Annotated in this window: 10 protein-coding genes and 1 pseudogene; 7 read left to right on the top strand and 4 right to left on the bottom strand. The window is 57.8% G+C overall.

What is annotated here, in order from left to right; translation table 11 throughout:
• Positions 1–52: 52 nt before the first annotated feature.
• Entirely contained in the window at positions 53–202 is a 150-nt protein-coding gene (locus NW870_RS11995; protein WP_414375456.1) for a hypothetical protein, read from the bottom strand.
• A gap of 142 nt (positions 203–344) precedes the next feature.
• On the opposite strand from NW870_RS11995, the gene NW870_RS11990 reads away from it, so the two are divergent.
• The 4 genes from NW870_RS11990 (at position 345) to NW870_RS11975 (ending at position 4,607) form a co-directional block, all read left to right on the top strand.
• The gene (locus NW870_RS11990; protein WP_414375454.1) at positions 345–1,487 is read left to right on the top strand and encodes a 5-(carboxyamino)imidazole ribonucleotide synthase; all 1,143 of its coding nucleotides are present in this window, start codon (positions 345–347) and stop codon (positions 1,485–1,487) included.
• Entirely contained in the window at positions 1,484–1,933 is a 450-nt protein-coding gene (locus tag NW870_RS11985; protein ID WP_414375452.1) for a hypothetical protein, read from the top strand. Before NW870_RS11990 ends, NW870_RS11985 begins: the two co-directional genes overlap by 4 nt.
• A 6-nt stretch (positions 1,934–1,939) precedes the next feature.
• Positions 1,940–2,473 (top strand): ribosomal protein S18-alanine N-acetyltransferase, encoded by a 534-nt coding sequence (gene rimI / locus NW870_RS11980; RefSeq protein ID WP_414351014.1) that lies wholly within the window; start codon positions 1,940–1,942, stop codon positions 2,471–2,473.
• 547 nt (positions 2,474–3,020) lie between these two features.
• Positions 3,021–4,607, top strand: coding sequence for a mechanosensitive ion channel (locus NW870_RS11975; RefSeq protein WP_414375451.1), 1,587 nt, complete (start codon positions 3,021–3,023; stop codon positions 4,605–4,607).
• An 87-nt stretch (positions 4,608–4,694) separates the two neighbouring features.
• Here the strand turns inward: NW870_RS11975 and cydB are convergent, their stop codons facing one another.
• Together cydB and NW870_RS11965 are read right to left on the bottom strand one after the other, a co-directional pair.
• Positions 4,695–5,744, bottom strand: coding sequence for a cytochrome d ubiquinol oxidase subunit II (gene cydB / locus NW870_RS11970; protein ID WP_414375450.1), 1,050 nt, complete (start codon positions 5,742–5,744; stop codon positions 4,695–4,697).
• 193 nt (positions 5,745–5,937) lie between these two features.
• Positions 5,938–7,371, bottom strand: a complete 1,434-nt coding sequence (locus NW870_RS11965; RefSeq protein WP_414342793.1) for a cytochrome ubiquinol oxidase subunit I — start codon at positions 7,369–7,371, stop codon at positions 5,938–5,940.
• Positions 7,372–7,845: 474 nt separating this feature from the next.
• Here NW870_RS11965 and mfd point away from each other — a divergent pair, with 474 nt between their 5' ends.
• The 3 genes from mfd to NW870_RS11950 all read left to right on the top strand — a co-directional run bounded on the left by mfd (position 7,846) and on the right by NW870_RS11950 (position 13,169).
• Positions 7,846–11,334: a transcription-repair coupling factor gene (gene mfd / locus NW870_RS11960; RefSeq protein ID WP_414375449.1), complete on the top strand. Its 3,489-nt coding sequence runs from the start codon at positions 7,846–7,848 to the stop codon at positions 11,332–11,334.
• A 120-nt stretch (positions 11,335–11,454) separates the two neighbouring features.
• A complete protein-coding gene (locus NW870_RS11955; RefSeq protein ID WP_414375447.1) occupies positions 11,455–12,390 on the top strand; it encodes an ABC transporter ATP-binding protein in 936 nt (311 codons plus the stop codon).
• Entirely contained in the window at positions 12,387–13,169 is a 783-nt protein-coding gene (locus tag NW870_RS11950) for an ABC transporter permease (protein WP_414375445.1), read from the top strand. The genes NW870_RS11955 and NW870_RS11950 overlap by 4 nt, the downstream gene beginning before the upstream one ends.
• 18 nt (positions 13,170–13,187) lie before the next feature.
• Here NW870_RS11950 and NW870_RS11945 read toward each other — a convergent pair.
• A pseudogene (locus tag NW870_RS11945) lies at positions 13,188–13,385 on the bottom strand (hypothetical protein); the annotation flags it as partial.

Raw genomic sequence — 13,385 nt, 5'->3', positions numbered from 1 at the left:
TAGTAATCCGTACTGAACATATTATACATTATTTTCAGTATAGTTGAGCTTATTATTGACTAGAGTCATGCTCTTCTGGGGAAATTTCTTGATCGGCCATGACGGCATTGAGGATCTGCTGTTGTTCAGCGCGAGTTAAGACCTTATCTGCCAAAGCCCGGTTAATCAAAGCTCTGGGCTCAGACGGTTGAGAGGGTTCCACCGTTTTTCTCCTAGCGCTGGAGGGCAAGGGGTTCCATAATGGGGTTCTGGATCCAAGAAGCAATGGACAGCGGCCCACCACCCAGTATAACGGTACGGCTGTGGAAACCCAGGTATCCTCAAAAGACCAGAGATCCCAACCTGTGGGGGTGATTGGCGGCGGGCAGTTGGCGCAGATGTTGGCCTTGGCAGCTCGCCAGATGGGGATCCCGCTGGTGGTGCAGGCTGCTGCTCCCACCGATCCGGCGGTGGCAGTGGCCGATGGGGTGGTTTGGGGATCCACAGCCGACAGCCAGGCCACGGCCCAGTTGTTGGAGCGCTGCCCGGTGGTTACTTTTGAAAACGAGTTTATCCCTCTGCCGGAGCTGAAAAAACTGGATCCGGAGGGATCCCGCTTTCGTCCCAGCCTCAGCACGCTAGAGCCGCTGCTGGACAAGTTGCACCAACGGCAGTTCCTGGCGCGGTTGGGGTTGCCGGTGCCGACTTTTTTTCCGCTGGAGGCGGTGTTGGATTCGGCAGACCTGGCTGGACTGGGCTTTCCGGTGGTGCTCAAGCGACGGCGGCAGGGCTACGATGGGCAGGGCACCCGCATCTTGCACGAGCGAGCGGCTTTGCAGCAGGCCCTTAGCCAATCTGAGGGGATCCCGCTATTGCTGGAGGAATGGATCCCGTTTGAGCGGGAGCTGGCGGTGATGGTAGCGCGGGGGCTGAAGGGAGAGATCCGGGTTTATCCGGTGGTGGAAACTGTGCAGATTGAGCAAATCTGCCGCCATGTCCTGGTGCCTGCCCGCATCCCCCTAACCACCGAGGCCGAGATCCGGCGCTTGGCAGCCGATCTGATGGAAAAATTGGGTGCAGTTGGCGTGTTTGGCATCGAGCTGTTCTGGGTGCCGCCGCCCCACCCCAAGGCCGGGATCTGGATCAACGAAATCTCGCCGCGGGTCCACAATTCCGGCCACTACACCCTGGAAGCCTGCCACACCTCACAATTCGAGCAACACCTGCGGGCCATCCTCGGCCTGCCCTTGGGGGATCCCTCCCTCAAGTGTGGGGGGGCAGTGATGGTGAACCTCTTGGGCTATGAGCATGCCACCGGCGATTACCCAGAAAAGCGGCAGCGCCTGGCCCAGCTCCCCAATGCCACGGTGCATTGGTACCACAAAACCCCTGCCCGCCCAGGGCGAAAACTGGGCCATGTAACCGTCTGTCTGCCGACTGCTCCCTCTCCTTTCGAAGCAGCAGCCCTTGTCCGCACCCTCGAATCCCTCTGGTACCCCCAGCCATGAGCCAAGCGCAGGATCCCTCATTTTCTCCAGCCACACAAGCCCTGATCCAGGCGATGCAACGGCGGGATGTGCCCGCGGTAGCTCAGCAGGTGAACGGCTTGTCCCCTCAAGAGCGCCCTGCTGTGTTGACCCCTGCCCTCCAATACCTGGCCGAGGTGGATCCCGCCAGCGCCCAGTGGTTTGTTCGCCACCTCATGGCCCCTGCGGTCAAAGCGCAACTGCGAGAAGGGATCCTCAAAGCCGCCCAAGACTACCTACAGGAAGCCGGCTTCACCGAAGGGATCGACTACGAATTCAAGCCTGTTCGCGAAGGCGGTGCGGAGCACCATCCCCAATCGGGGGGCAAAATCTTGAGCATCAGCCGCAGAGCCTTGCCCTACGCGGCTCCCGATGACGATCCCTTGGGGCAGTTGTTGTTGGCGGAATTCTGCGAATTGCGAGACTAGGCCACCATGAGCGGTACGAGTTATCGGCTGCAGCTGTTGGACATCACTGCCCTGCCCCAACTGCTGGAGCTGGATCGACGGTGTTACGGAGGATACTGGGGAGAACAGGGGTATCGAGCGGAGCTGGAACGACCCACAAGCACGGTGATTGGGGTAGTGGCGGAACCCGCTGCCGTTGGCGCTTCGTGTGGCTCGGGCCGAGCCGAGTTTCCCCTTCCCTCTCCAAACCCCACTTCGCCGACGCAGACGACAAAAGAGCTGGTGGGCTTCGGCATTCTCTGGCGTATTGAAGAAGAAGCACATATCATCTCTCTGGCGGTGGATCCCGAGCACCGGCAACAGGGCTTGGGCCGGCGGATTCTGGAAGAACTGCTGAACCAAGCGAGAGCAGCAGGCTGCCGCTGGGCCACTCTGGAGGTAAAGGCTTCCAATCAAGCGGCAATCCGCCTGTACGAATCGGCAGGGTTTCAACGGCTGGGACGTCGCAAGGGGTATTACAACGGAGAAGATGCGCTGGTGTATTGGAAGAAACCGATTTAGAAAAGCGTCAATTGTAAATTGAAGAACTGCAAACGTATTTCGGGATACACCTTAGGCCAGACAGTGAGCAAGCCAATAGGCTAAGCATATCAAGGCTACAGGGGATCCAACCCATTGACCGAGTGTCGATTGCCCGTTTGATTCTTTATATAGGTCATCAAAATGCTCTCATTCTGTGGATGCAAACTGCCCGCTACAGTTCCTCCCAGCAACACTGACTCTAGCCAATGCAGCCGCATCCATCGCACAACAGAGATCCTGACTTAATCTACAAAGCTCCTGCTCGGTGGGGAAAAGCTATAATCTGCGGTATCAACAACTTGAATTCGATCCTTGCCGTTCGATGGCCCATCGGAGCTTTGACTGATGGCTGGAGCCCTTGGGTTAATAGAATGTGAAGTTTTATTTCGAGATCCGACATTTCTGCCTCAATATATATTTCTCATATCATATTCCCCCTTTGGCCAACTTGCCTGAAAAAACACTTCAGGTTAACCTACACTTGTTATCTGTCCATCCTGAGCATTTTCAAGCTGTGAGGATCATTATGGACACCTCTGGAAACACCATTGGAGATGAGGCCATCTCTTTTGTCGTCAGTCTTTGGTCTAGGCTTATCGATTTTATGCCCAATCTCCTTGCGGCGATTACCATCTTAATTCTGGGTTGGATAGTGGCCACGGCAGTAGCCTTCGGCGTTAGAGGACTGCTCAAAAGGACGCAACTGGACAATCGCTTGGCTGCTTGGGTTTTGGGCCAAAAGCCCGGCGAGAAGCTGCCCCAAACGGAGCGCTGGGTGGCCGCTGCCGTCTACTGGGTGATTCTTGCTTTTGTGTTGGTGGCGGTACTGAATGCCCTGCAGCTTCAAGCTGTCTCCGATCCGCTCAACAGGTTTTTGGGGGAAATCTTCGTTTATCTGCCACGGGTGGGTGGGGCGCTGGTGCTGCTGGCTGTGGGCTGGGTGGTGGCCACTGTTGCTCGGCTGGCGGTCATCCAGGGGCTGCGGCGTTTCAACCTCGATGAGCAGTTGGCCCGGCCTCTGCAACAGGAAAGCACTGCCGGTGAGGCAGGTGCAGAAGGAACCCCAACCGGCCAAGAGGGAGGTACAGAGGTCACCCCTTTCCTGCTGAATGAAACTTTGGGCAATGCCCTTTACTGGCTGATTCTGCTGTTCTTTTTGCCGATCATCCTGGATACCCTGAACCTGCAGGGGCCGCTGCAGCCGGTGCAAAACCTGCTGGATCAGTTGCTGTCGATGGTGCCGCGGATTTTGGGAGCGCTGATCATCGGTGCAGTGGGCTGGTTTTTGGCCCGCATCGTGCGTGGGATCGTCTCCAATTTGTTGGTGGCAGCAGGGGCAAATCGGTTGGGGGCACGCTTTGGCGTTCCCCAGTTGGCCCAGATCGTCGGGACGGTGGTGTATGTCTTGGTGTTGATCCCGGCGGTGATTGCGGCGCTGAATGCCTTGGAAATTCGGGCCATCTCCGATCCGGCGGTGGCGATGCTGGAGCAGGTGTTGCGGGCCATTCCCATGATCGCGGGATCCGCTTTGATCCTGGCCGTCTTTTACTTGCTGGGGCAATTTTTGGCCAGCTTGGTAACCCAGTTGCTGCAGGCGGTGGGTTTTGACCGTCTGGTCGCGGGGCTGGGCTTGCCCCTGGCCGCTGCTCCTGAGCCTGAAGGGGATCCCGCTGCCAAACGTCGCACTCCCTCCGAGATCGCCGGCTTGGTGGTCTGGGTAGGCGTGGTCTTGTTTGGGGCGGTGCCGGCAGTGGAGTTGCTGCAGTTTGCCGCCCTAACCGACATTGTGCAGGGGCTGTTGCTGATTTCCGGTCGGGTGCTCATCGGCGCCCTGGTGTTTGGGATCGGTCTTTATTTGGCCAATTTGGCCCACTCTATGATCAAGAGCTTGGGTAGCCCTTCCTCAGGGGTACTGGCCCAGGCGGCGCGGGTGGCTATCTTGGTTTTTGTTGGCGCCATGGCCCTGCAGCAGATGGGCGTGGCCACCGACATTGTGGTGTTGGCTTTTGGTCTGGTTCTGGGGGCGATTGCCGTGGCGGTGGCGTTGGCTTTTGGGTTGGGAGGTCGCGATGTAGCTGCCGAGCAGATCCGGCAATGGCTCAAGAGAGAGTGAGAGCTTTTCTCTGTAGACGTTCGATTGCACCTAAAAAATTGCCCCGCCCATCACCGGGCGGGGTTATTGCTGCATCCTCAGGCCAGCTTAAACTGCCTCTGGAACTTTGGCCTCTTCCGCCGCCACTTCCTGCACCACGATCTTGCCCCGGAACACCACGTAGTTGTAGATGTTGTAGGACAAGATAACCGGGATCAGAAAGCCAATAAAGGTGAGCATAAACACCAGGGAGCTGGGGGAGGCCGCCGCTTCGTAGATGGTGACGCTGGGGGGGATGATGTTGGGGAAGACCATGAACCCCAAGCCGATAAAAGAAAGCGCAAAGATCAAAAAAGTGTAAACCAAAACGCTATTTTCTTCCCGCCGGCGCAGGCTGCGCAGCAACAACGCCACCAACAAAAGTCCCAGAACTGGGATGGCAGCAAAGATGTAGAAAAGAGGGGGCGAGAAAAGCTGAGCACGCGCCTGCTCGGACATGATAGGAGTGCTGATGGTGATAAACACTGCCCCCAGTAAAGTTGTCCAGGTGGCGATGGTTGCCGTCTTGTAGTAGGTTTCCTGAAGCTCGCCGGTGGTCTTAACGATTAGGTAGGCTGAGCCGATTAACACATAGCCCTGGATCAAAGTAAGAGCCACCAACAGCGTGCGCCAGGTCAGCCAATCCCAGGGGCTGCCGGCAAAGTGGCCGGCTTCGTCCACTTGGATCCCTTCGAAGACGCTGCCCAAGGCAAATCCCTGGCCCAAGGCTGCCAAAAAGCTGCCCACTCCAAAGGCCAGGTTCCACACCAACTTGTTGTCGGCGTTTTCCCGAAACTCGAAGGAAACGGCCCGCAAGATCAGGCCCACCACCATGATCACCAAGGGTATGTAGAGGGCATTGAGAATGGTGGCGTAGGCAAGGGGGAAAGATCCGAATAGGGATCCCCCCATCAACACCAGCCACGTCTCGTTGGCATCCCAAACATTGCCCAAGCTGGTCATGAGAATGCTGCGCCGCGTCTCGCTGGAGGCCGTCAGGGAGAGGATACCAACTCCCAGATCAAACCCGTCCAGCAGAACGTAGAGAAATAGGAATAGGCCCAGGATAAAAAACCAAACCTGGGGCAGAAACCGCTGTAAAGGCTCAAAAGATTCCATCGCTGTTCCCTCTGCTTTGAGTATTTCTGACCAGTGCGAGACAGTTCCCGATGGCGATCCCCAGTCCCTCTCCCTCTAGGGAAGGGAAGTTGGGAGTTGACGTAGCGAAGGGTTTCACTGCTGTGGGGAATGGGCCTGCTACGTTGCCCTGTTGCTACTTGGAGTCACCAGTTAGATGGCTACCAAACTGCTGCTACCGAGCTTCTGCAGGACGGCGATCCGGCTCGTGGCGGGCAGGCTCGACCACGATCACCGGCTGCGTTGCCGGGACAGGGGCGGGCAACTCCAGGTTTGGCCCTTCGCGGATGATGCGGCTGCCAAAGTAAAGGGCGGCCACGAAAAACACGGTGTACAAGATGGTCAAGCCGATCAAGGAGAACAACACTTCTCCTGCCGGCAGCGGTGAAACCGAGTCCACCGTGCGCAGTTGTCCATACACAATCCAGGGCTGCCGACCCACACAGCGAACGATCCAACCGGTCTCGACGGCGATATATCCCAAGGGCCCTGCGAAGACCCAAGCTCTCATCAGCCATTTCTGCTGAGAAAGGGCTTCTGCCGATAGCTTGCCTCTCAGCCATTGGACAAGGGTGACTCCGATAAGCCCGGCCAGAAAAAGACCAATGGCCACCATCGTTCTGAAGGAGTAGTAGATCAGGCCGACCATGTGGGGACGATTTTGGGGATCCCAGCTTTTGAGTCCTTGAATGGGTCGATCCAAGCGGGGCTTAAACTCCAGCAGATAGCCCAGCGCGCCGGGGATCTTCACCTCCCACTCGTTGCGCTCTTTGCGGTCGTTGGGCACAGCCAACAGGCTCCAGTCTGCCCGCTCGCCGGCAGGGATCGTCTCCCACTGGGCCTCCATGGCCGCCAGCTTGGCCGGCTGATAGCGATACACTTGCTCTGCGCTCAAATGGCCGATATACACCTGCAGGGGGGCAACCACCAGGGCCATCGCCAAGACCACTTTGAGGGAGCGGGAGAAAAACTCGCTGTGCCGCCGATTGAGAATGTACCAAGCACTGATGCCACCGATTACAAACAAAGAGGTTTCCAAGGTGGCAAAGAACATGTGCAGAAAGCTATTGACCATGAAGGGGTTGACGATTGCTTGCAGGTAGTCCCGCACCACAAACTTCCCATCCACAAATACACCACCTGCCGGTGTCTGCAGCCAAGAGTTGGCCGTCAGGATCCAAAAGGTGGATAGGTTGGCACCAAAAGCTACCAGGATCGTCGAGATCCAGTGAATCACCGGCGGCACGCGATCCCAGCCGAACAGCATGATCCCCAGAAAGCTGGCCTCCAGCATAAAAGCCATCGTGCCTTCAAACCCCAGGATGGTGCCGAAAAAATCTCCCACTGCTTCGGAGAAGGGCGCCCAGTTCATGCCAAACTGAAAGGCCATCGGCAAGCCTGAGGCCACGCCAATACCAAAGTTCAACACATAGAGTTTTGACCAGAAACGGGCGTGACGGTAGTAATCTAGGTTGCGGGTTTTCAGCCAAAGTCCCTCAATAACAACAAGGTAAATGGCCATCCCCGTTGTTAAAACCGGCCACAACATGTGAAAAATGGCCGTGAGGGCAAACTGTAGACGAGAAAGGGCAACGGTATCCAGAAACATGATTTGTACCAAGTTTAGATGAATTGACCCATACAGCTTTTTCCGACAACATCTGCTGCAGCTGATGCAGCTACATCTCCGGCATGAAAAACATCTTGCTGACTGGCAGACATCAGATGAGGCCGGGAAAGCCGCGCTTTGTGGTTCCTTCTAACATCGAATCTTGGCTAAGACAATCGACAAGCCGTCCGACTCTAAAGGTTAATTTTAGGATTCTGTGAGATATAGACCTTTTTTTGTAATTTGGACTACAAAGCAAAAAGCCCTCTGTGAACCTAGCGGCCAAAAACTGGCAGGCCATTGACATAGGGTTCTGGTTTTCTTCGTCTTTAAACAACAAAACTGTTGTCCCAATAGATCGAGGAGCAATTCCCAGCAAGGGGCGACTTCCCGTCTACAGCGCCAGCAGACGGCTGCTGATTGTCCCCGGAGCCTGCCAGAATTGGGATCCCAGTTTGCAGTGTGGGGTGGAAGATGTCGTTTATCCCCCTGGTGCGCTTTCTCGCCCAATCTGGCTTGATTCAAGAGTTGGCCGCCCGGTTGAGATCACAGCGACGGGCCGATCTGGAGGGGGCAGGGCGGATCCCGAAGGGGTTGATTGCCTCAGCTTTGGCCCAGCAGGAAAGTCGCTCTCTGTTGGTGGTCACGGCTACCTTGGAGGAGGCGGGCCGCTGGACGGCGCAACTGGAAGGCATGGGCTGGGAGAGCGTGCAGCTTTACCCCACTTCAGAGGCTTCCCCCTACGAACCTTTTGACCTGGAACCGGAGCTGGTGTGGGGCCAGTTTCAGGTGCTGGCCGATTGTCTCCAGGGCAAAACCGGGCTTGCCATCGTGGCTACGGAGCGGGCCCTACAGCCCCACCTTCCCCCCCCAGAGGTGTTGCGGGCCTTTTGTCTCAAGCTGGAACCTGGCCTGGAGATGTCTCCCCAGCAACTGGGGCAGCAGTTGACCCGTCTGGGCTACCGGCGGGTGAATTTGGTGGAAAGTGAGGGGCAGTGGAGCCGACGGGGCGATATTCTCGACGTTTTCCCGGTGGCCTGCGAATGGCCGGTGCGGCTGGAGTGGTTCGGCAACGAGCTGGAGAGGCTGCGGGAGTTTGACCCGGTGAGCCAGCGCTCCCAAGATGGGATCCCCCACGTTTGGCTTACTCCCACCGGCTATGGGCCTATCCTCTGGCCGGCTCTGCAGGAAAAAGCCGATCAGCTCTCCCAGGGCCTACGGCAGCAGTTGGAGCAGTCGCCCACCCCCCCGGAGGGCTTGCGCCGTTTTCTCGGCCTGCTCTACACCCCTCCCGCCAATCTGCTCAGCTATCTGGATCCCACCACCCTCATCCTGATCGACGAGCCAGAGCAGTGCCAGGCCCACAGCCAGCAGTGGCTCTACCACGCCCAAGAACAGTGGAAACAGGCCCAGGTTGCGGAGCCGGCTCTGCAGCCCTTTCACCGCCCCTTCGATCTCCATGCTCCCGACTGGGATCCCTTCCCCCGCCTGTTGGCCCGTGCCATAGCGCTCCACGCCGCTCTCACTCCGGGAGAATCCGCCGCCATCGACCTGAAAAGCCGGGCCGTTCCCGCCATCCCCCACCAGTTTGGATCCCTGGCCAAAACCCTGCGCGAGTACCGCAAGCAGCAGTTGCAGGTGTGGATCCTCTCTGCTCAGCCCTCCCGCACCGTGGCTCTGCTGCAAGAACACGACTGCCCCGCCCAGTATGTGCCCAACCCCAAAGACTTCCCCGCCATCGAGCGGCAGCTACAGTCTTACACCCCGGTGGCCCTGAAGTACTCCGGCTTGGCCGATCTGGAGGGGTTTCTCCTGCCCACGCTGGGATGGGTGGTGCTCACCGACCGCGAGTTTTTCGGCCAACACAGCCTGGCCACCCCGACCTATGTGCGCAAGCGCCGCCAAGCCAGCTCCCGCCAGGTGGATCCCAACCTGCTCAAGCCGGGGGATTTTGTTGTCCACAAGGCGCATGGCATCGGCCAATTCCTGCGCCTGGAAACCCTCACCATCGGGGGCGAAACCCGCGAGTATCTGGTCATTCAATACAGCGATGGCCTGTTGCGGGTAGCTGCCGACCAGGTCAACTCCCTCTCCCGCTACCGGGCCAGCGGGGATGGGCCTCCTGCCCTGCACAAAATGTCCGGCAGCACTTGGGAAAAGACCAAGCAAAAAGTCAAAAAGAGCCTGCAAAAAGTAGCCTTTGACCTGTTGGAACTCTATGCCAAGCGCGCAGAACAGAGGGGCTATGCCTTCCCGCCCGATTCTCCCTGGCAACAGGAGCTGGAGGACTCTTTCCCCTATCCCCTGACGCCGGATCAACTCCGCGCTGTCCAAGAGATCAAGCGGGATATGGAATCCCCTCGCCCCATGGATCGGCTGCTGTGTGGAGATGTGGGTTTTGGCAAAACGGAAGTGGCCATCCGCGCCATTTTCAAGGCCGTAACCGCCGGCAAGCAAGTGGCTCTTTTGGCGCCGACCACCATTCTCACCCAGCAGCATTATCACACCTTAAAAGAGCGCTTCGCTCCCTATCCCATTCAAGTGGGGCTGCTCAACCGCTTCCGCACCTCGGAGGAGAAAAAAGAAATCCTATCCCGTCTCAAAAGCGGCGAACTGGATGTTGTGGTGGGCACCCACCAGCTTTTGGGCAAGGATGTACAATTTCGCGATTTGGGCCTTTTGGTGATTGACGAAGAGCAGCGATTTGGCGTCAACCAAAAAGAGAAGATTAAGCTGCTGAAAACCCAGGTGGATGTGCTGACGCTCACCGCCACCCCTATTCCCCGCACTCTGTATATGGCCTTGTCGGGTTTGCGGGAAATGAGCTTGATCCAAACTCCGCCTCCTTCCCGCCGGCCTATCAAAACTCACCTTTCTCCCTACAACCCCGAAGTCATCCGCACGGCTATCCGCCAAGAGTTGGATCGCGGCGGTCAAGTCTTCTATGTCGTCAACCGCATTGAAGGCATCGAAGAAACCAGTGCCAAATTGCGGGAGTGGGTGCCCGGTGCTCGCATTGCCATTGCCCACGGGCAGATGCCGGAAGGGGAGCTAGAGGCAACGATGCTGGCTTTTAACAATGGGGAAATCGATATCCTGGTCTGCACGACGATTATCGAATCCGGTTTGGATATTCCCCGCGTCAACACCATTTTGATTGAAAATGCTCAGGAGTTTGGATTGGCTCAGCTATACCAGCTGCGGGGGCGGGTGGGCCGGGCTGGGATCCAAGCCCATGCTTGGCTGTTTTACCGAGAAGACGGGATCCTCACCGAGGAGGCCCGCAAACGCCTACAGGCCATTCAGGAATTTACCCAACTGGGATCCGGCTATCAGTTGGCAATGCGGGATATGGAAATTCGTGGCATTGGCAACCTGCTGGGAACGGAACAATCCGGGCAAGTCAATGCGGTGGGCTTCGATCTTTACCTGGAAATGCTGCAAGAAGCCATTCGAGAAATTCGCGGCCAGGAGATCCCACAGGTGGAGGACACACAAATTGACCTCAATGTAACCGCCATGATCCCGCAAAGCTATATCCCCGACGAAGATCAAAAGATGCAGGCTTATCGACAACTGGCTGCTGCCGGCTCTCGGGTCGAGCTGTTGCAAATTGCCCAGGAATGGCAAGACCGCTTTGGCCCCCTGCCCAAGCCCACTCAGGAGCTGCTGCGGGTAATGGAGCTGAAGGTGCTGGCCCGAGCCCTGGGCTTTTCCCGCATCAAACCGGCCAAAGAGCATGTGCTTTTGGAAACCCCCATGGAGGAGCCCGCTTGGAATCGCCTGAAAGAGGCCCTGCCCACTCACCTGCAGCCTCGCTTTGTTTACCAACCGGGCAAGGTGACGGTGCGGGGTCTGGGGATGGTACCGGCAGCGCAGCAACTGGAGAGCCTTTTGCAGTGGCTGGACAAGATGAGCCTGGCCCTGAGCCGGATGGAGGCTGGGATCCCAATGACCCCCTAGATCTTGCCGGATCCCTCTCGAGGCGGGCCCATGCTCTGGTGTGAGAGAGTGGAATGGCCGGCCCTCCTCTCTTCAGCACTCCTTTTTGCATCGGCTTCGCGTTTGCATCGGGTTCGCGTCATGAAAGTTCTAGAAGCTCACCACCTCCAAAAAACCTACCGGCAAGGAGGCAGGGAGGTGCGGGCGGTGGTGGATGTCTCCCTGACGCTGGCAGCAGGGGAGATCCTGGCTTTTTTGGGGCCCAACGGGGCCGGCAAGACCACCACCATTAAGATGATTGCCGGCCTGATCCAACCCGACGCGGGCACAGTGTGCGTTCTCGGACGGGATCCCCATACCGATCCGGGGGCCCTGGCCCAGGTGGGGGCAGTGCTGGAAGGCAATCGCAACCTCTACTGGCGGATGACCCCCCTACAGAACCTGGAGTACTTCGGTGTGCTGCGGGGGCTATCCCCCAGAACCGCTCGGCAACGGGGGTTAGAGCTCCTGGAGACCTTTGGCCTGTGGGAAAAGCGGGATGTTGCCGTGCAAACCCTTTCGCGGGGTATGCAGCAGAAGGTGGCCATTGCCGTTGCCCTCCTGCATCAACCGGCCCTGTTGCTGCTGGATGAGCCCACCCTGGGGTTGGATGTGGAATCGGCGCAAGCGGTGAAATCCCTGATCCGCCAAATTGCCGCTTCGGGTCGAGCCATCTTGCTCACCACCCATCAACTGGATATTGCGGAAGCGCTCTCGGATCAGGTAGCCGTTATTCGACAAGGGGTGATCATCGCCCAAGCCCCCACGGGAGAGTTGATCCGGCACTTTGCCGGCGCCGTCGGTACTTACCGGATCGAGCTGGAACAGGGGCTGGATCCCTGGAGGTTTGAACAACTGGCCCGCCAAGGGGTGGAGATTCTCGGATCCCATCGGGTGCGGTTCAGCGGCCCGCCAGAGATGCTCTATCAGGTGCTGGAGATCTTGAAGCCTTTGCCCTTGCTCAGCCTCAAACGAGAGGAAGCCGATCTCACCCATATTTTCCTCGAGTTGTTGAAAAGGGGAGAGGGGCAAGGATGATGCCGGTGATACACCTGTTTTGGGCTGAACTGAAGCGGGCCTGGATCCAGTACATTCGCTATCCGGCGGAGGCCCTGGGCGGGATCCTGATCACCACGTTCTTCTTCTATGCCCTCTTTGCCGGCGCCCAATATGTGGCAGGGCCTGCCTCCCAATTTGGCAAACGGCTGGACGCGGTGGTGATTGGCTATGTGCTCTGGACGCTGGTCATTTTTGTGGTGAACGACATCGCCCTCAACCTGCAGGTGGAAGCCCAGACAGGCACCTTGGAGCAGGTGTTGCTCTCGCCCTTTTCCGCGGCCACCCTGTTTCTGGCGCGGGCTTGTGCCAGCTTGGTGTTGCGCTTTTCTGTTGTTGTCGTCATTTTGGGTGCCATTTTGCTGCTCACGGGCAGTCGGCTGCGCTTTCCCCCCAGTTTGGTGCTGCCGCTCTTGAGCGTGGTGCTGGGGGCCTACGGTTTTTCGTTTTTGCTGGGATCCGCTGCTCTAATTTGGAAGCGAATTCAGCAGCTTTTGATCATCAGCCAATTCGGCCTGCTTTTCCTGTTGGCTGCTCCCACGGAAGAATGGCCGGGATCCCTGAAGGGGCTGGGGCAGATGCTACCCATGACAGCGGGGGCGGGGCTGTTACGCGACGTAATGGTGCGCGAGGTAGGGCTGGATCCCGTGCGGCTGATCATGGCTCTGACCAGCGGCATTTTCTACTTCGGCCTGGGTCTGCTGGCCTTTCGCTGGGCAATGCGGCTAGCCAAACGTCAAGGGATCCTGGGATCCCAGTAGAGGTCTGCAGGAGGGCATCTAGAGCGAACGTTGGTCGGGGGAGCGGTGCAGCAGGTGAGGGAAGTGGTATTCTACCGCTCCAGTGACCGGGTTGTTTTCGGGGAAAGCCATGCTCCGCCGGCTCAGCTCTTGCAACGCTTTTTCAATTTCGTCAAAGTCGGCAGGTAAGTCGATAGCTATCTCCGCAAGGGTGAGGATCCCTTGCCGCTGTTGGGC

This window comes from Synechococcus sp. R50.1 (assembly GCF_047462115.1).
GTDB lineage: Bacteria > Cyanobacteriota > Cyanobacteriia > Thermostichales > Thermostichaceae > Thermostichus.
The sequence above is the reverse complement of the archived record's forward strand: the minus strand, read 5'-3'. Positions and strand labels throughout refer to the sequence as shown.